The sequence below is a fragment of the Sorangium sp. So ce295 genome (assembly GCF_051527405.1).
Taxonomy (GTDB): Bacteria; Myxococcota_A; Polyangia; order Polyangiales; family Polyangiaceae; genus Sorangium; species Sorangium cellulosum_B.
In genome coordinates, this window is sequence record NZ_CP150324.1 from 9,245,259 (window position 1) to 9,269,104 (window position 23,846).

Below are 23,846 nucleotides of genomic sequence, written 5' to 3' on the forward strand. Positions count from 1 at the left end.
GCGAGCGTCGGAGATCCAGGTCGACTCCATGGCGCCCACGGTGGCCCGGCGCGCGCGAGGGGTCAACGGATGTGCCGAGCGCCGTGAGACGTCAGGCCGAGAGCCATGGCATGTCACGCCGAGACCCGTGGCATGTCACACAAGATCGGACCGCATTGCGCGCCAGGCGTCTCATGACTGGCGCGCCACGCGCCCCCGGCCGCGAGGCGAGCAAAGCATCCGCATCAAGGATATTTACCCCTGCTTCGCAGGACGTCCCCCATCCACCCATCCACGCGCGGGCTCCGCACGATGGCATCGGGGTGCCTATGTGGGCGGCATGGCCATGGCGGAGCGGCGACGGCGTGGATTTGCTCGCCTGCGAAGCTCCACCGGATTAATGACCGTGCTGGGAGCGATACTCGCCTTCTGGCTGGTGTCCTGGTACCGAAAATTCCGGTACGACTGAGGGGGAGCCAGCGCGCATCGTTGGGTCTGATCGGAGGTCGACGTGGAACTACTCGAGAATTTGCTGTGGCTGTGCAGGATCCCCTCGCCTACCGGTGAGGAGCGCAACCTGGCCGACGAGCTCGCTCAACGTCTCGCGGCGCTCCCCTCGGCTTCACCGCCGCGCCGCTACGGAGACTCTCTCGTGGCGCCGCTGACGCGCGGGTCGGGAGGCCCCAAGATTCTGCTCGTCGGGCAGCTCGACGTGGCGACCGCAGGGCAACGAGGCGAAGCGCGGACGGAGAACAAGCGCGTGCTCGGCGCTGGAGCCGCCGAGAAGAGCGGCCTCTGCCTGATGCTCGATCTGGCCGAGCGCCGGCCGCAGGTACACGCCGATATCACCCTCGTGTTTCACGCGCGCGGAGCGTGCGGCTTCGACGCGAGCGAGCTCAGGGTGGTCATGAAGCAGGACGCCGAGCTCCGGGAGGCCGACTTCGCCCTGGTGCTCAGGCCCACGGACAACAAGCTTCAGCTCGGCTCGGGAGGCTCCACGCACGCGACGCTGGCGTTTGCAGGCCGCACGGGGCACAGCGGGCTGCCCGGGGCCGGCGTGAACGCGATTCACAAGTTCGCGCGCGTGCTCTCTCAGCTGGCCGCGTTCGAGCCCGTACCCGACGTCGTCGACGGCCTCACCTGGTACGAGATGATGAACGCCACCTCGGCGCACGGGGGCCGCTCCGGCAGCGTCGTGCCAGACCACCTGGAAGTCAACGTGCACCACACGTACGGTCCGAGCACCAGCTCCCATACCTCGCAAGAGCGGCTGATGGCGCTCGTGGACCGCGTGGGGGCCGTCCGGTTCGAGGAGCTCTCCCGTCCGGCGCCGCCGAACCGGAACCACGCGCTCATCGCGGCTCTCGAACAAAGCGGCGTTCAAGGCGTCGAGGCCCGGCAAACCTGGTCGGAAGTCGCAAGCTTCACGACGCTCGGGATCCCGGCGGCGAATTTCGGACCGGGCGCGGAGCGGACGATGCACGCGCTGAACGAGGTGACGGAGCTCTCGGAGCTCGCGCGGGCGCAAACCATCCTCGATCAGTGGTTCGCCAAGATGGCGTGACTCTTATTGGCATCTTCAGAGAAGAATCGAACAGGGAGGCGGGGAGACAGGGAGATTCATGGGGCTTTAACTCCCCTTCTCCCCCACCGCGCGGATGGACGCGGATGCCGCCTCGACCTCCGCTGAATCCGCTGTGGCTCCTCCAGGCCGGCTGAGCTTTCAGCGCTCTCGCGGCTCGTCGCGGCGCGCGGGATCCCGCCTCTGGGCGCCAGCGGCGCCTATCGTTCGATCGCCGTTGCGGCTGGACAACAAGCGCCGAAGCCCGTCCTGGAGACTCGTGACGATGGGGACACCATCGAAGCCCAGATCGCAGTCGATCAGCAATCTCGCCATGACCGGCGAGATGCCCGCGATGGCGCACCGCGCCCCGAGCAACGAGGAAGCGCGCACCGTGTCGCGGAGGTGGCGAGCCCCTTCCGCGTCCATGAAAGGCACGCCGGTGACGTCGATGATCACATGCTCCGCCTGCGTGTCCACGATCGCCTGCAGCAGCACGTCGAGGATACGGGCGGCGCGCTCGGCGTCGATCTGGCCGATGAGCGGCAGCGCGAGGATGCCGTCCCAGAGCCTGAGCACGGGCGTGGACAGCGCGGCAATGGCGCGCTGCTGCTCCTCGCTCACGCGGAGCTGCTCCTCGAGCCGCTGGGTCCGCTCGGCGATCGCGGCCTCGAGCTGCTCCGTCTGGATCCGCAGCTCGTCCTCGGATTGCTTGAGCTCGCCGACGTCCACGTGAATCTGCAGCACTTCGGCGACGTTGCCTGCAGCGTCGTTGATGGGATGGAGCGAGGAGGCGACCCAGCGGGCCACTCCCTTCTGGAGCGTGTCTGCCTGGACCGGATCGTAGCGAATGGTGGGCAACGCCGTGGCCTCGCCCCGCCAGAACGCCTGCTCGACGAGGGGCATCGACCCATTGGCGGACACCTGCTCGTCCTTCAGCAAGCGCCACCCGGCGACATCCCGGAGGCTCAAGCTCCAGAGCTGCTCCCACCGACGGTTCACCTCGAGCACGCGGCTCTCGCCATCGTAGATCATCATGCTCACGATGCCCCCGTCGAGCAGGGCCTTGTAGCGGCGCGCGGGGATCTCCAGCTCGGCAACGCGCCGGCGCAGCGCATCGATCTCACGCTCGAGCTCGGTGATCGTCGGAGTTGTCTTCTGTTCCATGTTCTTTCGGTCCGCGCGCTCCGTGACGAGCATCCTCCCCGGAAAAGACGGCCGCGGTGTGGGCTGGGTCGCGTCCGACGAGCGCGGCGCGGGCGCGCGTTGATGACATGATGGCCCACGCCGACAGGAGGCGCGCTGCGTTCTATCTCCGGTCGCGGCGGGCATCAACCCGACGGACGTCTGCTGGATGAGGAGCTCACTTGCATCGCTGATCAAGAGGGCGCGGCGAATCCAGCTGTCGAGCTCGGTGAGATCCGGCCAGGTTCCCGGGTTCGTCACACCATGGGATTGCCGAGGATGCCTCGACCCGCGTCGGGTTGTCGGTTTTTGCCTCAACCCGGGTCGGGTTGTCGGCTTTTGCCTCAACCCGGGTCGGGTTCACAGGCCCGATCGGGTCGGGCTCAGGGCGACCCCTGCTTGGCGCACGGGTCCGCCGCCGCGGCCGCGCTGCGGCCCTCCCAGAGGCGAGCGAGCGGGCTCCTCGGGCCGACCGCGCCCGCGGCGGCGAGCGCCGCCCACGTCAGGATGGGGCCATCGCCCTCGAGCACGCGCAGCGGCGGCGGATACCCGGTCGCGGCGAGCTTCAGCCCGCCGGGCGTCGGCAGGAGGAGCAGATCCGGGTTGTCGAGGCTCACGCGCTCCCGCAGCAGCTCGAGCACGGTCGCGTCGCCGCCGGCCAACGGCGCGAGGCAGCGCTCCAGCAAGGGCCGCAGCGCCTTCTTCGACGCGGCGGACCGGTCGAGCAGCTGGGTCACGGGCGCGCCCGTGCGCACGTCGAGCACCTGCCAGCGCTCGGGCCCTGGATCCCAGGGGTGCGTGCCGCCCTCGTACCGCATCGCATCGTGGGAGCGGACCGCGAGCAACCCCTTCTCGTTGAGGGAGATCTCGAAGGTGCGCGATGCGGCCATTCGCTCGCCCGCCTTGCACGCGCGCAAACTCGCCTCGTCTCCCGGCCCGAACACCCACGTGCCGCTCTCGAGCGCACGGTTGAGGGCCGCCTCGCTCGTCGCCGTCGCGGCGCCGAAGATCTCGGGCCAGGCGAGCTCCTCGCTGCACGCCTCGCCAGGCTCGAAAGGGATCCCGATCCCGTCGGAGGGGCCACCGGGGTTCGGCCGCGGCGGGAAGCGGCGCGCCCTCTTCTTCGTGGCCACGAGCAGCACGTCGCGCGCGCCGACCGAGGCGAGGTCGAACGGCAGCGAGGCGCCCCGCGGGCTCGTCCACGTCCCGATGAGGTGGCCGTCGGCCCGGCAGGTGCCCGCGAACTGGCCCGTCGGGCGCGCCGGGTTGCCCTCGACAAGCGCGAGCTCGCCGGCGTCGGTGACAGACCCGGCCAGCGGGATGTCGACGCCGACATGGGCATAGAAGTAACGGCCCCGCGCGGTCCCTCCGTCGCGCTCGAGCCGCGCAAAGACCTCGAGCTTCGGCCCGATCGTGCCGTGGAAGCCGCGCTCCAGCGCACAGGCGCTCTGCGGCGCCGGCGCGGCGCTCGCGGCAGGCGCTGGCGCGACGCCCACGGCGCGCGCCGACGGAGACGGCGCCGCGGAGGCCGCCGCCTTGGCCACGGCGGGCGCAGCGCCCGCGACAGGCGAGGGCGCGGCCGCAGGGCCGCACGCCGGCAGAGCGAAGACCAGCGCCAGGAACGCTCGATATCGCATGGACAGCGATTGTGCAGAACAGGACGTGACAAATCCCCTCAATTTGTTCGGATCTCAGGCCGGCCTGAAGCGGAGCGGGAGCGACACGGGGCCACGCACGGTGAGCGTGCGGTTGTAGGGGATCTCGCCCGGCGCGCGGGTCACCTCGCCGATCCTCGGGAGCAGCACCTCGAGCGCGACCTTCGCCTCCATCCGGGCCAGCGCCGCGCCAAGGCAGAAGTGCGCGCCGTGCCCGAAGGTCAGGCTCGGCTGGCCGCGGTGCAGATCGAACCGATCGGGATCCGTGAAGCGCTGCTCGTCGCGGTTCGCCGAGCCGACAAGGGCCAGCACGAGCGAGCCCGCGGGGATCGTCACGCCGGCCAGCGCGACGTCCGACGTCGTGAGCCGGGGGACGGACTGGGTCGGGCCGTCATAACGCATCATCTCCTCGATGAACCTCGGGATGAGCTGCGGCGAGGCGCGCAGCCGCTCGAGCTCCGCGGGACGCTCCGCGAGCAGGAGCATCGAGCTGCCGAGGAAGTGGGTCGTTGTCTCGAGGCCGCCGCCAAGGATGCTGACGAGCAGATCGATGATCTCGCGGTCGCCGAGGAGCTCGCCGGCGCGGGCGAGCTCGCTCACGAGGTCGTCGGACGGCGATCGCCTGCGGGCCGCAATGACGTCGGCCATGTACCGGTCGAGCTCCGCGATCGTGGCGCGGACGCGGGCGGCGTGCTCGGCGCTCGCCGGCTCGGGCGTCACGGACAGGAGATCGTCCATCCACCGCTTGAAGTGCGGCTCGAGCGCGTGATCCAGGCCGAGCAGCTCGCTGATCACGAAGGCCGGCAGCGGCGCCGCGGCCGCGGCGATGAAGTCGACCTCGCCGTCGAGGCGGCCCGCGAGCCGCTCGCACAGATCCCGGGCCCGCTGCTCGATGCGCGCGATCGCCGGCGCCCCGAACGCCCGGCTCACCAGGCCGCGGAGCCGCGCGTGATCCGGGCCGTCCATGGCCAGGATCGAGCTCGCGAGCGGGTTGTGCCCCACCCACGCCGGCTGCCATGCGGCCCGGAACCCCTGGGACGAGAACCGCTCCGGGCTCCGGAGGACCGTCGCGACATCGGCGTACCGGCTCACCGCCCACATGCCGCCAGGATCCACCTGGCAGACCGGCGCCTCGCGGCGCATCGCCGCGTACGGCGTATAAGGATCCGCCCGGAAGGCGGGTGTCATGATGTCCACGCGCTCGCTCATGCGAAGAGACCTCCCGCGATGGCCCCGAGCACACGCCGGGCCCGCGCGGGAGAGGCCGTTTCCACGGGAGATCCGCGGCGCGTCCGTGGCGCCTCGCGAGCCCGCCGGTCAGGGTGACCGGTCACGCCTGTCACCTTGATAAGGTCGTCCCATGCGCGCAGCCGATCTCGACATCCGGAAGCTGCTCGACGTCGACGCGCGCGGCGGCGTCGTCCGCTTCGCCGGGGAGCGCGCGGTCATCCTCGACGCCGGGGCGCTCGGGACGCTGCGCGAGGAGCTCGTCCGGCTCGCGGGGTTCGCGGGGGCGCGCGCCGTGCTCACGCGCTTCGGCGTCGAGCACGGGGCCCGGATGGCGGAGGCGATGGTGTCCCGGCTCCCCTGGGACAGCGAGGCCGAGCTGCACGGCGCGGGGGCCCTGCTCCACACGCTGCAGGGCTTCATCCGGCTCGCGCCCGGGGACACGACGCCCCTCGCCTCGCGCGGCGCCACGCTGCTCTCGTCGTACGAGGCCGAACAGCACCTCCTGCACCTCGGCCGCGCGGACGAGCCGGTCTGCTGGATGCTCGCCGGCATCGCGAGCGGCTACATGACCCGGGCGACGGGCGAGGCGGTCTACGTCATCGAGGATCGGTGCATCGCCCGGGGCGACGACGTCTGCCACTTCCAGGGCCGGACGCGCGCCGCGTGGGGCGGCGCGCTCGAGGAGCACCTGCCGTTCTTCCGCGAGAGCGTGCTCGACCCGTCGGTCCGCGAGGCCGCGCCGCCTCGGAGGGCGATGGGGCGGGCGCTCCACGCGAAGTCGAGCGCCCTGCCCTTGGCCGCGCCATGGGGCGAGCCGGCGACCCCGCTCGTCGCGGAGAGCCCGGCGATGCAGCGGGCCCTCGACCGCGCGCGGCGGGTCGCGCCGGTGGACTCGACGATCCTGCTCACGGGCGAGAGCGGCGCCGGGAAAGAGCGGGTGGCGCGGCTCATCCACGGCGCGTCGGCGCGCGCCGCGGGCCCGTTCGTCGCGGTCAACTGCGCGGCGATCACCGAGACGCTGCTGGAGAGCGAGCTCTTCGGGCACGCGCGCGGCTCGTTCACCGGCGCGACCCACGACCGCGCCGGGCTGTTCGAGGCGGCGCGCGGGGGCACGCTGCTGCTCGACGAGGTCGGCGAGGCCCCGCCCGGGGTGCAGGCGAAGCTCCTCCGCGCGCTCCAGGAGCGGCAGGTGCGCCGCGTCGGCGAGAACACGAGCCGCCCCGTCGACGCCCGGATCCTCGCGGCGACGAACCGCGATCTCGCGGCCGACGCCGCGGCGGGCCGCTTCCGGCGGGATCTCTACTATCGGCTGCGGGTCATCGAGATCCGCCTGCCGCCGCTCCGCGAGCGCCGGGAGGACGTCCTGCCGCTCGCTCGGGCGCTGCTCGCGGCGGCGTCGCGACGGCTCGATCGCCCCGTCGCGGGCTTCACGCCGGAGGCCGAAGGCGCGCTGGAGCGCCACGGGTGGCCCGGCAACGTGCGCGAGCTCGAGAACGCCGTGGAGCACGCGGTCGCCCTGGCGCGGGGGGGCGTGGCCGCTCTGGACGACCTGCCGGACGACGTCCGCGGCGCCGCGCCAGCCGGCGGCGGGGTCGAGGAGCCGGCCGCGCGGACGCTGGAGGGCGTCGAGCGGCGAGCGATCCTCGCAGCGCTCGAGCGGCACGGCGGCAACCAGGCCCGCGCCGCCGCGGAGCTCGGGATCGGCGCGTCGACGCTCTACCGGAAGCTCAGGAGGTACGCCCGCGGCGCAGGGTAGAGAGGTGCCATGTGTCGGCGACGGCCGGGCCCCGCCGATGCCGGAACCCGGAAAACCATGGGGCCCAGCTCTCCGTTCCTGAGAAGCTGCACGACCAGCACATCGGTGCTTGACTAGGGCGACGTCGGTTGGTACTCCTCCGCGCCCATCGACGGAAACGACCTCCTCGGAGGTCCCGGCGCGCTCAGCCTCGTTGCTGATCGCGCCGCACGAGAGTGGTTTCCTGAGCGTGGGGACCGCCGTTTGCGGGAGTAACTCAGTGGTAGAGTGCAACCTTGCCAAGGTTGACGTCGCGGGTTCAAATCCCGTCTCCCGCTCCACGACATAGACGCTGCAACACCGGCCGCCGCTGAGCACCGCTCCGCGGCGCTTGTGGAGCGTCACTCAAAGTCCTCGCCCAGCGCGAGGAGGGCGAAGCTCGCCAGCCAGTGCTCGCCCATGTAATCGCCGGCGACGTGCGGCAGGCTGGCGTCGAGGTGCCGCTCCGCCGCGTCGAGGGCGCGGGCGCGGACCGCGTCCCCTTCTCGCAGCGCCGCGGCGAGCGACCGCCAGCACCAGGCGCGGCTCAGGTTGAGCCCGTCGAGGTGGGCGATCTTGCCGTCGCTGCGATCGCTGACCGTCGCGGGCTCGAACAGGGTCGCTGGCTCGCCGCGCGCCGCCCGCGGGAGGAACCGCGCGAACCAGCCGCGGAACTCCGGTCCGGGCAGGGCCCGGCGCATGCACTCGGCCTCCACGAGGGCGGGCGAGAGGAAATCGTCCTGCGAGGGCTCCCACGCCTGGCAGTCCGCGTCGCGGCCGTACCAGGCGCGCGCGGCCTCGGCGCAGCGCAGCGACAGCCGCTCGTCGCGCTTCACGGCGGCGTACTCCTGCGCGAGCGCCAGCGCGAAGGCGCTGTTCGTGTGCGCGCCGGCGCGGACCGGATACGTGGCCCTGGGCAGGTACTCGAGGAGCCGGCCGGCGAACGCGTCGCCGAGCGGGGCCAGCGCGGCCGACCAGCGCCGCCCCTCCTCGGTCTCGTACCGCGAGAGCTCGGCCGCCAGCATCAGCAGCCACGCCCACCCATAAGGCCTCTCGAAGCCGCGGCTCGACGGCCGCTGCAGATAGGCCAGCTCGCCGGCGACCTTCTCGCCCGTGAGCTGCGCGTCGAGCAGCCCGCGGACCGGCGCGGCGCCGGGCACGCCGGGGAAGAGGCGGTGGATCCGCGCGAGGAGCCAGTGGCCATGAACGCATGAGTGCCAGTCGAAGCTGCCGTGGAAGATGGGGTGAAGGTGGCGCGGGCCCTTCACGTCCTCGGGGCCGGCCATGACGTGATCGAGCTTGTTCGGATACTCCCGCGTCACGTGCCCGAGCGCGATGGCGGCGAAATGCGAGGCGATGTCCGGTGTCAGGGCGTGCGTCATGCGATGGCGACCTCAGCGCCGGAAGGCGAGCAGGTACATGAGGAGCGTGTTCCCGATCAGCAGGAGCAGCGCGGTGGGGAGCTGGACCTTGATCACGCCGTCGCGATCGGGCAATCCGAGCAGGGCCGCTGGAACGATGTTGAAGTTCGCGGCCATGGGGGTCATCAGCGTCCCGCAGAAGCCGGACAGCATGCCGATGGCGCTCATGATCGCCGGGTCGCCGCCGAGCCGGCGCACGATCAGGGGGAGCCCCACGGCCGCCGTCATGACGGGAAACGCCGCGAAGGCGTTCCCCATGATCACCGTGAACATCGCCATGCCCACGGTATAGGCGGCCACCGCGGCGAGGCGGCCGCCGCTCGGGAGCGCGCTCCCGGCCAGCTCGCCGACCACGTCCCCCACGCCCGCGACCGCGAACACGACCCCGAGCGCGGCCAGCAGCTGGGGCAAGATCGCCGCCCAGCCCACGATGTCGAGCAGGCGCCGGCCTTCCTGCAAGGGCGCGAGCAGGGGCGGGCGCAACCACGCCACGGAGACCCCGAGCGCCAGCACCACGCCGAGGGCGAGCGAGATCAGCGTCGCCTGCTTCGGGTCGAGCAAGTGCGCGCCGCGGATCTCGATCCGCTTGAGGACCAGCGCGCCCAGGAGGGCGGTCGCCGGGATGATCAGCGCCGGGACGAAGAGGAGGTCGCCGCGCCGCTCGGCGCTGGCGCGCCGCTCCTCGGGTGTCGTGGTGGCGGGGCGCCCCTGGCCCAGGCCCCTGACGCCCGCGAGGAGCACGAGCGATATCACGAGCACCCCGTTGCCGAGATCCCCGAGGCGCGAGCCGAAGAGGAAGCTCATCGCGAGGAGACCCCAGAACAGGGTGTTCTTCCATCGCCTCGAGTTCTCGCGGTCGACCGCGCTCAGGACGGCCGACGCCGCGAAGAACAGCCCTCCCACGACGTAGACGACATCGAGCGTGATCATTCGGCCGCCTTCCCCGCGTCCGCGCGGGTGAGGTCGCGGTGCAGCCGCCGGTCGAGCAGGAGGAGCCGAGTCCCATGGATCAGGAGCGCCAGGACCGCCGTGGGGATGGCCCAGACCGACAGCTGGAGCGGCTCCACGAAGATGCCGTTCTGCTCGAGGAACGCCTTGATCAGCAGGATGGACGCGATGGCGAGGAAGATGTCCTCTCCGAAGAACAGCGCCACGTTGTCGGCCGCCGCCGCCGAGGCGCGGATCAGCCAGCGCGTCCTGTCCGGCAGCGGTCCATACCGGTTCTCCGCCACCGCCTCGGCCATGGGCGCGATCAGCGGGCGGACCATCTGCGCGTGGCCGCCGAGCGAGGTCAGGCCGAGCGCCGCGCTGAGCTGTCGCACCGCGAAGTACACGAGCAGGATGCGCCCGGTCGTGGCCGTCTTCACCCGCGAGATCAGCGCGCGCGCCCGCTCCTGGAGGCCCGAGCGCTCGAGGAGGCCGATGACCGGCAGGACGAGCCAGACAAGGCTCACATAACGGTTCTCGTTGAACGCCTTGCCCAGGACGGAGATCCCTTCGACGAGACCCATCCCAGCGGAGAGGCTGGTCACGATGGCGGCCGCCGCGACGACCAGGAGCGGATGGATCCGGGCCACGAAGCCGACGACCACGACCGCGACCCCGAGGAACGTGAGCATGCTTCTTCCCCCTTTGTTCGCGGGCAACGTCGCACGCGGGCGGCGAATCCATCCACACCGGCCACCCTGGCGCAACCGGGTCTTGCTCCCAGGAGAGCAGGCCGGTTATCGTCGATCTGCCATGACCTTCGAAGTTTGTGTCGTCAGCGAGGTCTGTGCGCTCGGCTGGCTGGATCGTCTCCAGATCGCCGTCTGGCGCGGGAGCAATGCCCACGCGACCGACGTGTTCTATCGAGAAATGAAGGCAGGCATCTCGCGCTTCGGATCGGGCGTCGCTCATCTCGCCGTCATCGAGCCGCACACCCCGCTCCCGCCGCCTGAGATCCGAATGAGCCTCGTCCGCGCCTTCAAGGAGCACCCCACGGCGGTGAGCGCCGTATCGGTCGCGTTCGAAGGGCAAGGCTTCTTCGCGTCTGCCATACACAGCCTGGCGACCGGCCTCATGCTGATGGCCAACACGCGCATCCCATTCCGCCCCTGCAGCAGCGTGGCCGATTCAGTCGAGTTCTTGTCGAAGCACTTGACGGCCCCCGGCGCGCCCCTGAATCCGAGGGTCTGCATCGACGCGGTCGAAGAGCTGAGGCGCCAGCTCGACCGGCAGCGCGCCGGAGGAGCCACTCTCCAATGACCCCACGTTCGGTCCAGTAACCCCACGACCCTGACGCGGGGCATTGCCCTCTCCGCTGAACGTGGAGAGAACGGTCAGGTAAAGCTGAACTGCGGCCTCGATGATTGTTCCGATCTGGAGCTCGACGCCGGAGAGAGACTACACTTCTTGACGACCGTGAACGTCGCGGAGGGCGAGCACGTGGACGTGAGTCACAGCCCCAGGCGCCGCAGCGGGAGCTCCCGGGCGCGCGTCTTCGTCAAGGCGAACACCGCGTTGGCGATCGCGGGCGCCACCGGCGGTACTCCGGGCTCCCCGACCCCGCCGGGCGGGGCGTCGCTCTTCACGATCTCCACGTGGATCCGCGCCGGCACCTCCGGGCTCCGCACCACCGGGTAGTCGCGGAAGTTCGTCTGTTCGACCGCGCCGCCCTTCATCGTGATGGCGCCGTGGAGCGCGATGCTCATCCCGAAGACCACCGCGCCTTCCATCTGCGCGCGCACGCGGTCCAGGTTGATGACCGTGCCGGGGTCCGCGACGAGCCACACCTCGTCGACCTTCACCTTGCCGAGCGCGTCCTTCGAGACCGCGGCGACGACCGCCACGTACGTGAGGAAGCTCCGGTGCGCGGCGAGGCCCAGCGCGCGGCCCGCCTTGCGCGCGGCGTCCCACCCCGAGATCTCCGTCACCCGCTCGATGACGTGCCGGAGGCGGCCGACGTCGACCGGGTGCTGCTCTATCGAGGCCCCGTAGTTCGGGACCTTGTCGACCCCCAGCTCGGCGGGCGTCGCCTTCCGGGCAGGGCCGAGCACCTCGAGAAGCACCTCGCGCGGATCCGCCTGCCGCGCGTGCGCGATCTCGTCGATGAAGCTCTGCACCGCGAAGGCGTGGAAGATGTTGCAGACCGACCGGAGCCACCCGATCCGGACGTGCGCCGGCGCGTCGCACGCCTCGGCGCGGACGTTCGGGGCCGCGAGCGCGAGATCGAGCACGCCGAGGCCGAGCTCGTTCTCGCTCGGGGTCTTCACCTTCGCGTCGAACGTCGACGGGATCGGCGGGAACGCCGTCCGGTGCAGCCACGCCGTCACCTTGCCGCCCGCGTCGAGCCCCGCCGTGAGGTGCTGCGCGCTGACGCTGTGGAAGTAGCCGCTCTGCACGTCGTCCTCGCGGGTCCACTGCACGCGCACCGGCGCGCCCAGCTCGCGCGCTAGCAGCGCCGCCTCGGCCACGTAGTCGGGCTTGGACTTCCGGCCGAAGCCGCCGCCGAGGAACGTCACGTGCACGGTGACCTTGGCCTCGTCGACGCCGAGCGCCCGCGCCACCTCGGTCCGCGCCGCCTGCGGGTTCTGCGTCGGCGCCCACACCTCGCAGCCGCCCGCGTCGACCTTCGCCACCGCCGAGGGCGGCTCCATGGCCACATGCGCGAGGTGAGGCACGTAGTACTCGGCCTCGACCGTGCGCGCCGCGGCCTTGAGCGCCGCGTCGACATCGCCGACCTTCCGCACGACCTTGCCCGGCGCGCGCACCGCGCGCGAGAGCGCCTCGCGGTAGCTCGCCGAGTCGTACGACGCGTTCTCGCCGTGATCCCATGTGATCTGCAGCGCCGCGCGGCCGCGCATCGCGGCCCACGTCGTGTCCGCCACGACCGCCACGCCCCCGAGCGGCTGGAACCCCACCCCGACGCCCTTCGGCGCCGGCAGCTCCACGAGCTTCTTCACGCCCGGGACCGCCAGCGCGCGCGCCCCGTCGTACCGCACGACCCTGCCCCCAACGACCGGCGGGTGCGCGATGACCGCGGTGAGCATGCCGGGCAGGCGCACGTCCGCGCCGAACTGGGCCGCGCCCGTGACGATGGCCGGGCCTTCGAGCAGCGGGAGCAGGCCGCCGACGCGCTTGAGCTCCGAGGCGGGGCGGAGCGCGACCGTCTCCGCGTCGGGCACCGGGAGCTTCGCCGCGTCGGCCACGAGCTCGCGGAAGTCCAGCGAGCGCTCCGACTTCGCGTGGTGGACCGCGTGCTGCTGGGCGACGCACTCCGCGGCGGGGACGCGCCACTTCCTGGCGGCGGCCGCGACGAGCATCGCGCGCGCTGTCGCGCCGACGCGCCGCATCGGCTCGTAGCCGCCGCGCACGCTGCGCGAGCCGTCGGTGTTCTGATCGCCGTAGACCTTGTCACCGTCGGCTTGCACGATCTTGACCCGCGCCATGTCCGCGCCGAGCTCGTCGGCGACGAGGACCGGCAGCGAGCTGCGGATCCCCTGCCCCATCTCGGACCGGTGGGAGACGATCGACACCGTCCCGTCGGGCGCGATGTGGAGGAACACCCCGGTCCGGAGCCCGGGCTCCGCCTTGGGGACGCTGGGCGTAGGCTGCGCGGGCGGCGCGGCCTCGGCGACCCCGAGCGCGAGCCCGCCCACCGCGAGCCCGAGCCCCGCGAGGAAGGAGCGGCGGAGGAGGACGACGCGTTGCTGTTCCATCTTCACTCCGTGGGAAGGCCGGCAGCCTTGCGGACCGCCGCGCGGATGCGCGTGTACGTGCCGCACCGGCAGATGTTGCCGGCGAGCGATCGGTCGATATCGTCGTTCGAGGGCCGCGGGTTCTTCCGCAGGAGCGCGGCCGCGCTCATGATCTGCCCCGCCTGGCAGAAGCCGCACTGCGGGACGCCGAGCTCCACCCACGCGCGCTGGAGCGGGTGATCGCCGGTGGGGCTGAGCCCCTCGATCGTCGTCACCGAGCCGCCCGCGGCGCGCTTCACAGGCGTCACGCAGGCGCGCACCGTCTCGCCGTCGAGGTGCACGACGCACGCCCCGCAGAGCGCCTGGCCGCAGCCGTACTTCGTCCCCGTGAGGCCGAGCACGTCGCGCAGCACCCAGAGGAGCGGCATGTCCGGGTCCACGTCGAGCTTCTGCTCCGCGCCGTTCACCTTCAGGATGATCATGGTCGGGACTCCTCGGGCGGGCACGCCGCGCCCGCCTTCACCCACGCGTCGACGAGCGCGCCGAAGGCCGCCTGCGAGCCGGGCGCCTTCGTGCGGCCGTGGCCGGGCGCCCACCCCCACGCCACGAGCTCGTCGCGGTTGGAGTGCTCGACGATCTGCGCGAGCGTCTTCTTGCCGTTGCGCGCCGGATCCTTGATCTGCGCGCAGATCGCCGCCGGCGACCGCCCGAGCCACGCCATCTCCGCCGGCGCGAGGTGCCAGCCCGGCGCCCCGGGGACACGAGCGAGCTCGAGGTTCTGCGCCTGATGGCACGACGTGCACTCCATCGCCGCCACCCCGCGATCGCTCGGACCGCGCTCGGCCGGCGGGCTGTGGCGCTCGCCGGCGTCGCCCTGGCGCGGGACGCCATCGTGAGGGTGGCAGTTCACGCAGCGCGGGTGGAGCAGCACCTTGCTCGCCTCCAGGAAGAGCGAGGCAGCGCGCGCGTCGTCGTCCCGGATCGCCACGAACGCCTCCGGACTGCGGAGCTCGCCCGGAGCGACGGGCGGAAGAACGACCGGCCTGGGCGCCTCCGCGGGACGCGAGTCGCACGCCGCGGCGAGGAGGCCGACGCCAGCCAGCAGGGACCAGAGGAGGAGAGGCTGCATCGCCCGGCCTACCCTGGTGACTCGGCGCACGGACGACAAGCCCCGATTCGACCTGCGCCCTCGGGGCGTCCCCCGTCGCGTCCCCCGACAGCGAAGCCCGCGTTACGTCACGGTTTCCGGCGACAGGGCGGCGCGTGGAGCGCGCGATGACGGCGGCCGTGAAACGTCCGTGAGCCGGTGTCGACAGCGCGCACAGCGCAGCCGCTGCCGCGCCTGTAGCGAACTGTCACGAGGGCGCCACGCAGCGCGGCTCCACGCCACGACGCGACACCCCGACGCTGGCGCATGTCCTGGTAACCCCTCCGCCGGAGCGATGGCTCGCGGCGTGCAAGCCAGCTCCGGCATGAGCAAGACGCTAGGAATAGGCGAGGCCACCCAGCCATCGCCCTGCCTGATCGCCCCAGCTGAGGCAGGCTGCCACACCGCGTCGAGCTCGGAGCGCGGGCCGATGCCCGGAATGCAGGTGGGCTCCCAGCTCCGGCTCATCCGCGCGCTCGGCCAGGGAGGGATGGGGAGCGTCTGGCTCGCCGAGCACGTCGCGCTCAGGACCCATGTCGCGGTGAAGTTCCTTCGCGACATGTACATGGACCACCCGCTGGCCGTCGTGCGCCTCCACCGGGAGGCCGAGGCCGCGGCCCGCATCCAGAGCCCGCACGTGGTGCGCGTGTTCGATGTGAGCTTCACCGACCAGGGGGTCCCCTACATCGTGATGGAGCACCTGGAGGGGCAGACGCTGCAAGATCTGGTCGAGCGCCGCCGGCGGCTCTCGCTCGAGGAGACCGTCTCCATCCTCCGCCAGCTCTGCGCCGCGCTGGCCAGGGCGCACGAGGCGGGGATCGTTCACCGCGACATCAAGCCCGAGAACATCTTCCTCGTGGAGGGCGAGGGGGAGCCCTTCGTGAAGGTGCTCGACTTCGGCATCGCCAAGAACACCCTCGACGAGGCCGAGCGGCTCACCGTCACGGGCGCCATCCTGGGGACGCCGCACTTCATGTCGCCCGAGCAGATGGCGGGCGGCGCGCGGGTCGGACCGCACAGCGATCTCTGGGCCCTCGGCGTCGTGGCCTACTTCTGCTTGACCGGGCAGATCCCCTTCGGCGGCGCCACCGTCGCCGCGGTGGCCGTGGCGATCGACCGCGGGCCGCCCCCGCCGCCGTCCCGGCTCGCCCCGGAGGTGCCGCCCGCGATCGACGCCTGGGTCCTCTCGCTGCTCGAGCCCGACCCGGCGCGCCGCGCCCGGAGCGCCCGCGCCGTCCTCGAGGCGCTGGACGCCGCCGTCGCCGCCCCGCGCGCCGCGCGGCCCGCCCAGACCGAGCTCATGCCCGCGCGCGAGTCCCTCGGCTCGGGCGAAGGCTTCTCGTCCCTCGTGACGACGCTCCTGCCGTTCGGCACGCTGGGCGTGGGCGGAAGCTCGCCTCGGCAGCGGGCGCGGACGCGCACCTGGGCCCTGGCGGCGGGTGCCGTGATGGGCCTCAGCACCCTGGCGTGGGCGGGGGCATCCGGTGTCGCCTCCGGCGTCACCCGGACCGCGCCGGCAGCGCAGACCGCGTCGCTCGCGATGGTTGCCAGCGGAGCGCCCGGGCGCGCCGCCCCCGCCGCCGTCGAGCCCGCGGCCCAGTGCGAGACGAGGGGCCCGCTGCCCGAGGCGCGGGCCGCGGCCACGGCGCCGCAGGTCGAGGCGCGAGCGGCGGCCACGGCGCAGGACGACGCCAGGCCGCACCAGGCCGAGGCACGGGCTGCGGCCACGACGCAGCCTGCGGCCACGGCGCAGCCTGCAGCCACGGCGCAGCCTGCGACCCGGGCGACCGCCGACGCCAGGGTGACGGCCGTGTCTGGCGCCCCGAGCGCCCTGCCGGCGGCGCTCGCCGCGCCGTCCGCGACGCCGGTCAAGACGGTCGCGACGCGCACGCGCTGGCGCCGCGATCTCGGCTTCTGACAGGAGAGGAGACCCATGCGCCCCCGGCCCAGCACGCTGATGGTGATCACCAGCCTGATCCTCGCGGCGCCGCCGGCGCTCGCCGGCGACGCGGCGGACACCGCCGCCGGCGCCGCCGACGAGAAGGCGCGGCGCGACGCCCGGGAGCTCGTGTACCAGGGCGACGAGCTCTTCATCCTGAGGAGGTACGCCGAAGCGCTCCGCGCCTACCAGCGCGCCGAGCAGCTCGTCCGCGTGCCCTCGACCTCCATCGAGGTGGCGAAGGCGCTCGCCGCGATCGGCCGGCTCAGCGAGGCGCGCGAGCTCGCGGCCACGATCGCCTCGTCGCGCGCGCTCCCGGGGGAGCCCTGGCCGTTCATGCAGGCGCGGCGCCGCGCCGACGCCCTGCGCGACGAGCTCGACGACCGCATCCCCCGGCTGAAGGTGCGGCTCGTGCCGAGCCCCGCCGGGGCCAAGCTCCGGATCGACGGCCAGGAGGTGAAGGCTTCCTCGGAGGGGGCCCTGATCGATCCCGGCAACCACTGGGTCGAGGTCGAGGCCGACGGCTACGTCGGCGCCCGGCAGCGGGTCTACGTCCCGGAGCGGGAGATCACGGCGCTCGACGTCGCCCTCACCCCCGAGCCCCGCCCGGACGGCGTCTCGCCGTGGGCCATCGGCGGGTTCGTGGCCTCGGGCGCCGGGCTGGCGGTGGGGCTCGGCGTGGGCGCGGCCTACCTGAGCGCGAGGAGCGACCTCGCCGAGGCCTGCCGGCAGGGCGCCCCGGGTTGCTCCGAAGATGCGCGAGGCGACGCCAACGCCCTGGGTTGGGTCTCGAACGTGGGGTTCGGCCTTGCCATCGCCGGCGCGGCCGTGGGCGGCATCAGCCTCGGCCTGGAGCGCTCGAAGGCCCCGGCCTCGAGCGTCACCTGGGCGGTCGGTCCGGGCTACATCAGCATGCGGGGGACGCTGTGAGGGCCCGCCGCGCTGCCGCCTGCGCGTTCGCCGCGTGGCTCGCCGGGTGTCAGGTCGTCGCCCCGCTGCCCGACGCCGAGGACGGCGACACCTCGGCCGAGGGCGACGGTATCGACAGCGGCGCCGCCGCGGGCGACGCCGGCGACGGGAGCCCGGAGAGCTGGGTTCCGCCCACGCAGGAGGCCGGCCCGTGTGAGATCGCCGCGTGCTCGACGCACTGCGCCCGGTCGATGGATCTCTGCGAGCTCACGCCGCAGTACCCGTCGGTCGAGGCGTGCTGCACCGTCTGCGAGGCGATGCCGTCGCCCGAGGGGTATGCCGGGTGCCGCGCGGCGGAGACCGGCGATCCCGCCGGCTGCACCGCGGCCGGGCCGCTCGGCCCGGAGGGCGACGCCGAGTGCGTCGGGCGGTGCGAGGCGATGTGCACGCTCTACGCGGCCACATGCCCGCTAGAGCTCGCGGACATCGCGGCCTGCGAGGCCCGCTGCGCGGCCTTGCCAGCGCCGGAGGTGTTCAACGCGTGCGGCCCGCTCATGGCCGAGGGCTCGCTCGGGTGCAGCACGCAGCAGATCTACGCCGCGCTCGGCGCGGTCGACAAGAAGGCGCGCGAGAAGGTGTGCCGCGACATCCTGGAAGGCCGCTGCCCTCCCCCGGCGTGCGCGGCCGGCGACTAGCTCGATCCCGCGCGTCGAGCTGCAACAGGACGGCATGGTGCGGCTGTCGCTCAAGCGCACCTTTGCCGACGGGACCGTCGCGATCGATATGGCCCCGCTCTCGCTCCTGTGCCGGCTCGCGGCCAGCGTCCCGCCGAGCTCTCGTCGAACTTCGGGCTCGTGGACCTGGCACGGCTGGTGGGCTACTCGCCGGACCATTTCTCGCGCCTGTTCAAGCACGCCTATCACCAGACCCCCTATCAGTACGTGCTGTCACGCCGCATCGAGAAGGCGATGGCCATGCTCCGGGACGAGCGGCTGTCCATCGCGGAGATCGCGCTGGCGTGCGGGCTCTCCAATCAGGGGCACCTCACGACGGCGTTCAAGCGCCGCACGGGGACGACGCCCGGCGCGTACCGGAAGAAGTGATCCGTCGCCGGGCGTCGGGAGCAGGGAGGCTGTCAGTAAGGCGCGGCGCAGATCGCGTTGCCGCAGGGGTACACGACGGAGCTGCCGGCGATGACGCTGGCCTCGGGGAGGGTCGCCAGGGTCGCCCCGGTCTTGATATCGTAGATGGCGCGCTCGTACCGCGCGTGGATGGCCGTCGGCGAGACGGGGACCATGCCGTACGCCGGCTTGCCATAGTCGACCGTGTAGTCCTTGGGGGCCAGGGTGATGCGCGGCAGCGGCGGCGTGGCGATCACGTTGCCCAGCTCGTCGTAGAGGGTGGACGCCTGAAGCTCCCACCGGTTGGTCAAGAAATTGCGGGTATACGTCTGGACGAGCGCGCGGGTATCGTCGAGCCATCCGACCGCGCAGCCGGGCACCGCGTTGACGAGCACCCCGTCCTCGTAGAACTGGGTGAACCCGCAGCCGTCTCCCGTCGCCTCGTCCGTCACGAGGTAATGACGGCCGTCGGGGGAGATGACCGGAACCGGTTGAGATCCGGTGTCCTCGTAGATCACCGTCGCTCCGCTCACGTCGCTGACGATGCGGCGATCGCCATCGAGAACGTTGGAGCGGTGATACGTGCGGCCCAGCGTCGTCCCGCTCGCGGACAGCGAGAAATCGAGGAGGGCGACATCCGAGTCGAACGAGGCGACCTCGGCGCCGTCGGGCAGCGAGAAGATGCGGAGGTCTCTGCTCTCGATGTGCGAGTCGCGCTCGGTGGCGCGCGCGGCGAGCACGCGCCCGTCGGCCGAGAGCCGCACGCCAGCGCTGAGCAACGGAACGGACGCCGTGGGACCGGCGCCGAGGTCGGCGGTGTCGTAGAGGAAGATCGCCCCCGCGGGCGTGGCGATGGCGACCTGCCCGGAGGCCGCTCCGCCCAGCTTCGACGCTCCGCAGCCGAGCTTCCCCGTCGCGTCAGGGTCGGCCACCGTGCCCTTCTGCAAGATGACGCCTCCGGAGCTACCGATGGCCCAGCGAAGCCCTCCGTCGATGTGCGCCACGGTGGGCGGGTAGACCGTCACCTCGTGCTCCGCTCGCGTGATCTCGGAGCCGCCGAGATCGAAGACCTCGAGCTTCGTCGGAGCCGTACCGAAGACGCCGATCGCGCGCTCGGAGGGCACCACGGTCATGCCGCTGCGGTATTCGTACTGTGCCACGGGGACGTTCCCTCCGCCGATCCGGTAGATCGTGAGCGGGTTGCCCAAGATATGGGGATTGTAAGTCCAGAGATAGCCTCCCGTTGCCGCGAGGTTGTCGATGTGCGGCAGGTTGACGATGCTCTCGTGGACGCCGGTCCTCGAGTACACCCGCACCGTGTTGCCGGCCGTCGTGAGGAAGCGCGCGCCGTCCCTGGACCATGCGTGGAAGGTGCCCGCGAACGCGGGCGTGAGGTGCGGCGGCGAGCCGTCGATCGGCACGACCTGGACCGACGTATCCGGATGGTATTTCGACGCGACGCGCACCGCGTCCGGGGCCGCATGGAACTCGCCGTAGACCTCCAGCGTGGCCGACAGCACCTCGTCCCCGGTGCGGCTCCAGACGGTGATGTTGCGGGAGCGGGCGGCCCAGACGTAGCTCCCGTCGGTCGCTAGCCCCACGTCGTCGTACTCGGCCGAGATGGCCGCCAGCAGGGAGCCGTCGGCGGCATTGCGCAGCTCGAACGCGTGCTGCGGGTCCGTCTGGATGACCAGGAGATCGGCTCGGAGCTCGACGCCTCCCGGAAGCTCTGGAAACGAGCCGTCCGGAAGGGGAAATGGAAGCTCCCGGAAGCCGCCGGGCGCATTACCGTCGGCGATCGCGGCGCGGGTCGCCGTATCCCACAGGATCCAGCGGTCGTGGTCCCAGCCGAGGACGCGATCCCCGGAGACGAAGAGCCGGCGGAGAATCTGGGTGTGTCCCAGATCGAGGAACGCCTCGGGCGAACTGCGCCAGGTCGTGGGCGTACCGCAGGGGGAAAGGGATGCGGTGCCGCCGGTGCCGCCGGTGCCGCCGCTGCCGCCGCTGCCGCCGGTGCCGCTGGGGTCGCCACCGCTGCCGGAGCCGCCGGTGCCGCTGGGGTCGCCGCCGCTGCCGGAGCCGCCGGTGCCGCTGGGGTCGCCGCCGCTGCCGGAGCCGCCGGTGCCGCTGGGGTCGCCGCCGCTGCCGGAGCCGCCGGTGCCGCTGGGGTCGCCGCCGCTGCCGGAGCCGCCGGTCGCGCCGGCAGACGTCACGCCAGGGGCGCCGCCGCCTCCTGCCTCTCCCGAGGAGCTGCCGCCCGGCCCGGGATCAGAGCAACCGACCATCACGAGGACACACGAGACGATGCGTGAAGTCGTTCGCATGACCCGCTAAGGTGCCATACCCCCGGCGTTTGTTCATCGCCGTAAGAACAACCCGCTCTTTTCGTGCGGCGCACGGCTCTCCATCATCGCGACCGCGGTCCTCGCGAGGCCGGGCTCGCCAGCCGGAGCCCGACGGAGTTCGCGCAGACTCTCCCTGGGCACGGGGCCGGTGCGCAACAGCGTATGATGATGATGCAAGTTGGTCGATGAGAGATGCATTGAATCCCATCGCCGCGCTCCTGCGGTATCGGCTGCCCCGTCGAGCTCGGAGGCCTCAATAGAATCAGAGCTCCGCCAGCCGCGCACGCTGATCGGCGTCGCCTGCGGAGCGCACGCGCTCCTGCTGCTCGCCGCGCCCGCCTGGCGTGCCCCCGTGGCGCGCCTGCCCCGCGCACGTCCGCGCGGCGCGGGCACGACCAGGGAGACGTGGCGCGCGAGAGTCGCCCTCTCTGGCCCATCATCCCGCCACCCCACGCGCGACGCGATCACCTCTGCGCCCCGATCGACCCGTGGCGCTCGCAGCGAACCTGCCGGAGGAGCGCGTCGCGCTCCGCGGCGTGCTCTCCGCGACCACGACGCTCGCGGTGCTCGTGCAGGAGACGGCACGCCGAGAGCTGTCCCTCGGTGGTCCCGAGCTCGAGCATCGCTCGCGCGCGCTCGAGCATCGGATCGATCCGAGCATGCGCCGCGCCGGGGTGCGCCCGGGGCGACACCTTGCCCGCGGCCGAGACCGCGTAAGCCGCCGTGGTGCTGCCCTGATGGGCGGACACGGTGGAGGCCGTGACGGCCTCTCGCCGGATCGCGCTGTCGGGTCGGCCCGGCCCCACGCCGCGCTGGTCAGCAGGCGCCGCCGGCATCGCGAGCACGGGCTGCGCGCGCCCCGAGGCCGCGAGCACGGGCGCTTCGGCAAAGCCAGCCGCTGGGCCGGGCCAGGCAGCGCCCGCCCCGAGCACGAGCCCCGCCGCCGCCGTCCCGTGCAACCTGAACCGGCGAAGCCCGCGCAAGGCGTCGTGAAGCCACGCACCGGAGAAGAAGGGCACGAAGCACGGCACCGCGGGCTGCCTGCGCCGGCGCTGCGCCGCCTGCCAGCGCCCTGCCTCCTGCTCGATCTTGTCCCAGGCGGCAGCGAGCCGTGACTTGACGGTGTTCTCGGGGAGCGCGTGCGCCTCGGCGATCTCGGCGAGCGTCCGGCCCAGGAGCTCGTGCTCGATGAAGACCATGCGACGTGCGTCGTCGAGCTTGTCGATGAAGCACCAGAGGACGGAAGCCCGCTGGCGGGCGATCAAGGAGGCTTCCGGGCCCGGCCGCTCGTCCGTAGGATCCTCGTCCTGGAGGGGTGCGATCACCTCGTGCCGGCGGCGCGATCGCCGCCGGCTGTGGCGCACCACGTTTCTGACGAGCTGGTCTACATACGCCGCGGCGTCCCTCGCCAGGCCGATGCGCGCGCGGTTCTCCAGGATGCGAAGCCACGCGTCCTGGAGTACGTCGTCGACGTCCTGAGCCGGCACGCGCATGGCGCGCGCGAGCCGGCGGAAGCGATCGGAACCAAGCGTACCAGGGGCTGCGACGGCCTGGCTCGCCGAGGTGTTCACATCCATGCACGTCCAGATGCTTCAGGCGCGAAAAGAGGTGACCCAATCGACCGGTGCAACGACGAACTCGAAGAACGGTGCGCGAAGGTGCGTCCGCAGGGGGATAACGAGAAGGCCACGGCTCCGTGGAATCATTGCGCAGGCGACGTCGGATTTATCATGCAAAAGCGCAGCGCTCGATATCCACACGCGCTTGCTGGGCCGACAGCCTCGTTGATAAAGTGGGCCGCATGACGCTCTTGCGCTCGGCCCTGTCCGGGATTTGCCTTCTCGGCGTGCTGGGCAGCGGCATCGGGCTCGCGCGCGCAGCACCTGCGCTGCCGGGGCCCCGGGCGACCGAGAGCGCGGCAGCCATGAAGGCGCGCCAGAAGGCCCGGATTGCCTTCGGCGCACGGAAGTGGACCGAGGCGGAAGCGAGCTTCGAAGCCGTCCTGGCGGCGCCCGACGCCGCCGGAATGACCGCGGTGCAGCGGGCCGAGGTGCTCGGCTATCTCGGGCTTTGCGAGCTGGAGCAGGGCAAGCACCGGGAGGCCGCCGCGCACCTGGGGCAGAGCCTCGAGCAGGACGCCGCGCTGAGTCGCGCGCTCCTCGACAGGTTCACGCGGGCGTTCGACACGGCGATCGAGCACGTCGGCAGGATCTATGTGGCTGCCTCCCCGCCCGACGCCGAGATCCTCCTGGACGGGGAGCCCGTCGGCACGGGCGCCACGGTCCACGAGCTGTTCGTCGCGCCGGGCACGTACACGCTCCGGGCCCGGCTGTCGGGGCACGGGGAGGGCTCGCAGCGGGTCGAGGTCGATGCGGGGAAGACGGTCAGCGCGGCGCTGCAGCTCGTGCGCGCGGCCGACGCGTCCGCGCGCGCGCCGGCTCCGGGCGCGAAGAAGAGCGAACCGGTCAAGCCGCAGGCCCCTGGGCCGGCGGCATCGTGGCTCGGGCCGGCGCGTATCGCCGGCATCGGTCTGACCACGGCGACGGCCTCCCTCGGCGCCCTGTTCATGGTCCGCGCGAGCGCATCCAACGGCGATCTCAAGGAGCGCAACAGCACGCTGGACGCGCTCGGGTTCACGCCGTGGGCGTGCCGCGAACCGTCGCCGCCTTCAGCGTGCAACGAGCTGGCGGTCCTCCGGCGAGAGCGAGATCAGTTCGCCGCCCTCGGCACGGCGATGGTGGTGGCGAGCGGCGTGGTCGGCGCCATGACGGTCGCCTCGTTCTTCACGGATTTCTCCTTTCTGCAGTCCGAGCCCACGGGAGCCCGCGTCGCGTTCTCGCCAGCCGCAACGCCGGGGCAGATCGGCCTCGTGGCGCACGGGGTGTGGTGATCCGAGGAGCC

Annotated in this window: 19 protein-coding genes and 1 tRNA gene; 9 read left to right on the forward strand and 11 right to left on the reverse strand. The window is 72.3% G+C overall.

What is annotated here, in order from left to right; translation table 11 throughout:
- The first annotated feature begins 490 nt into the window (after positions 1 to 490).
- Positions 491 to 1,543 (forward strand): peptidase dimerization domain-containing protein, encoded by a 1,053-nt coding sequence (locus WMF11_RS35055; RefSeq protein WP_437973814.1) that lies wholly within the window; start codon positions 491 to 493, stop codon positions 1,541 to 1,543.
- 159 nt (positions 1,544 to 1,702) lie between these two features.
- On the opposite strand, the gene WMF11_RS35060 is transcribed toward WMF11_RS35055, so the two are convergent.
- From WMF11_RS35060 to WMF11_RS35070, 3 genes are all read right to left on the reverse strand, one after another.
- The gene (locus WMF11_RS35060) at positions 1,703 to 2,986 is read right to left on the reverse strand and encodes an STAS domain-containing protein (RefSeq protein ID WP_437973815.1); all 1,284 of its coding nucleotides are present in this window, start codon (positions 2,984 to 2,986) and stop codon (positions 1,703 to 1,705) included.
- A 122-nt stretch (positions 2,987 to 3,108) separates the two neighbouring features.
- Entirely contained in the window at positions 3,109 to 4,362 is a 1,254-nt protein-coding gene (locus WMF11_RS35065) for a hypothetical protein (RefSeq protein ID WP_437973816.1), read from the reverse strand.
- Positions 4,363 to 4,416: 54 nt separating this feature from the next.
- Positions 4,417 to 5,589, reverse strand: a complete 1,173-nt coding sequence (locus WMF11_RS35070; protein WP_437973817.1) for a cytochrome P450 — start codon at positions 5,587 to 5,589, stop codon at positions 4,417 to 4,419.
- Positions 5,590 to 5,740: 151 nt separating this feature from the next.
- Here WMF11_RS35070 and WMF11_RS35075 point away from each other — a divergent pair, with 151 nt between their 5' ends.
- A complete protein-coding gene (locus WMF11_RS35075) occupies positions 5,741 to 7,366 on the forward strand; it encodes a sigma 54-interacting transcriptional regulator (RefSeq protein ID WP_437973818.1) in 1,626 nt (541 codons plus the stop codon).
- A 245-nt stretch (positions 7,367 to 7,611) separates the two neighbouring features.
- A tRNA-Gly gene (locus tag WMF11_RS35080) sits at positions 7,612 to 7,686 on the forward strand.
- Positions 7,687 to 7,746: 60 nt separating this feature from the next.
- On the opposite strand, the gene WMF11_RS35085 is transcribed toward WMF11_RS35080, so the two are convergent.
- Genes WMF11_RS35085 through WMF11_RS35095 form a run of 3 tightly spaced genes read right to left on the reverse strand, consistent with a single transcriptional unit; the run spans position 7,747 to position 10,424 of the window.
- Complete coding sequence (locus WMF11_RS35085) at positions 7,747 to 8,766, reverse strand: DUF2891 domain-containing protein (RefSeq protein WP_437973819.1); 1,020 nt, start codon at positions 8,764 to 8,766, stop codon at positions 7,747 to 7,749.
- A gap of 12 nt (positions 8,767 to 8,778) precedes the next feature.
- The gene (locus tag WMF11_RS35090) at positions 8,779 to 9,735 is read right to left on the reverse strand and encodes a DUF979 domain-containing protein (RefSeq protein ID WP_437973820.1); all 957 of its coding nucleotides are present in this window, start codon (positions 9,733 to 9,735) and stop codon (positions 8,779 to 8,781) included.
- Complete coding sequence (locus WMF11_RS35095) at positions 9,732 to 10,424, reverse strand: DUF969 domain-containing protein (protein ID WP_437973821.1); 693 nt, start codon at positions 10,422 to 10,424, stop codon at positions 9,732 to 9,734. The genes WMF11_RS35090 and WMF11_RS35095 overlap by 4 nt, the downstream gene beginning before the upstream one ends.
- Here WMF11_RS35095 and WMF11_RS35100 point away from each other — a divergent pair.
- Positions 10,423 to 11,052, forward strand: a complete 630-nt coding sequence (locus WMF11_RS35100; protein WP_437973822.1) for a hypothetical protein — start codon at positions 10,423 to 10,425, stop codon at positions 11,050 to 11,052. The genes WMF11_RS35095 and WMF11_RS35100 overlap by 2 nt on opposite strands.
- A gap of 191 nt (positions 11,053 to 11,243) precedes the next feature.
- On the opposite strand, the gene WMF11_RS35105 is transcribed toward WMF11_RS35100, so the two are convergent.
- From WMF11_RS35105 to WMF11_RS35115, 3 genes are read right to left on the reverse strand one after another with little or no spacing between them, the layout of a single operon-like run.
- Positions 11,244 to 13,505, reverse strand: coding sequence for a molybdopterin cofactor-binding domain-containing protein (locus tag WMF11_RS35105; RefSeq protein ID WP_437973823.1), 2,262 nt, complete (start codon positions 13,503 to 13,505; stop codon positions 11,244 to 11,246).
- A 2-nt stretch (positions 13,506 to 13,507) separates the two neighbouring features.
- On the reverse strand, positions 13,508 to 13,966 hold the full coding sequence (locus WMF11_RS35110) for a (2Fe-2S)-binding protein (RefSeq protein WP_437294175.1): 459 nt from the start codon (positions 13,964 to 13,966) through the stop codon (positions 13,508 to 13,510).
- Positions 13,963 to 14,613 (reverse strand): Isoquinoline 1-oxidoreductase subunit, encoded by a 651-nt coding sequence (locus tag WMF11_RS35115; protein ID WP_437903612.1) that lies wholly within the window; start codon positions 14,611 to 14,613, stop codon positions 13,963 to 13,965. Before WMF11_RS35115 ends, WMF11_RS35110 begins: the two co-directional genes overlap by 4 nt.
- A gap of 448 nt (positions 14,614 to 15,061) precedes the next feature.
- Between WMF11_RS35115 and WMF11_RS35120 the strand changes: the two genes are divergently transcribed.
- The 4 genes from WMF11_RS35120 to WMF11_RS35135 all read left to right on the forward strand — a co-directional run bounded on the left by WMF11_RS35120 (position 15,062) and on the right by WMF11_RS35135 (position 18,582).
- Positions 15,062 to 16,549: a serine/threonine-protein kinase gene (locus WMF11_RS35120; RefSeq protein ID WP_437973824.1), complete on the forward strand. Its 1,488-nt coding sequence runs from the start codon at positions 15,062 to 15,064 to the stop codon at positions 16,547 to 16,549.
- 15 nt (positions 16,550 to 16,564) lie between these two features.
- Positions 16,565 to 17,500 carry a PEGA domain-containing protein gene (locus WMF11_RS35125; protein ID WP_437973825.1) on the forward strand — a complete coding sequence of 312 codons (936 nt, stop codon included), beginning with the start codon at positions 16,565 to 16,567 and terminating at the stop codon, positions 17,498 to 17,500.
- On the forward strand, positions 17,497 to 18,174 hold the full coding sequence (locus WMF11_RS35130) for a hypothetical protein (RefSeq protein ID WP_437973826.1): 678 nt from the start codon (positions 17,497 to 17,499) through the stop codon (positions 18,172 to 18,174). The genes WMF11_RS35125 and WMF11_RS35130 overlap by 4 nt, the downstream gene beginning before the upstream one ends.
- 108 nt (positions 18,175 to 18,282) lie before the next feature.
- Entirely contained in the window at positions 18,283 to 18,582 is a 300-nt protein-coding gene (locus tag WMF11_RS35135) for a helix-turn-helix transcriptional regulator (RefSeq protein WP_437903616.1), read from the forward strand.
- A gap of 32 nt (positions 18,583 to 18,614) precedes the next feature.
- Here the strand turns inward: WMF11_RS35135 and WMF11_RS35140 are convergent, their stop codons facing one another.
- Positions 18,615 to 20,924, reverse strand: coding sequence for a hypothetical protein (locus WMF11_RS35140; protein WP_437973827.1), 2,310 nt, complete (start codon positions 20,922 to 20,924; stop codon positions 18,615 to 18,617).
- Positions 20,925 to 21,409: 485 nt separating this feature from the next.
- Positions 21,410 to 22,522 carry an RNA polymerase sigma factor gene (locus WMF11_RS35145; protein ID WP_437973828.1) on the reverse strand — a complete coding sequence of 371 codons (1,113 nt, stop codon included), beginning with the start codon at positions 22,520 to 22,522 and terminating at the stop codon, positions 21,410 to 21,412.
- 224 nt (positions 22,523 to 22,746) lie between these two features.
- Here WMF11_RS35145 and WMF11_RS35150 point away from each other — a divergent pair, with 224 nt between their 5' ends.
- Positions 22,747 to 23,835 carry a PEGA domain-containing protein gene (locus WMF11_RS35150; RefSeq protein WP_437973829.1) on the forward strand — a complete coding sequence of 363 codons (1,089 nt, stop codon included), beginning with the start codon at positions 22,747 to 22,749 and terminating at the stop codon, positions 23,833 to 23,835.
- Positions 23,836 to 23,846: the final 11 nt, after the last annotated feature.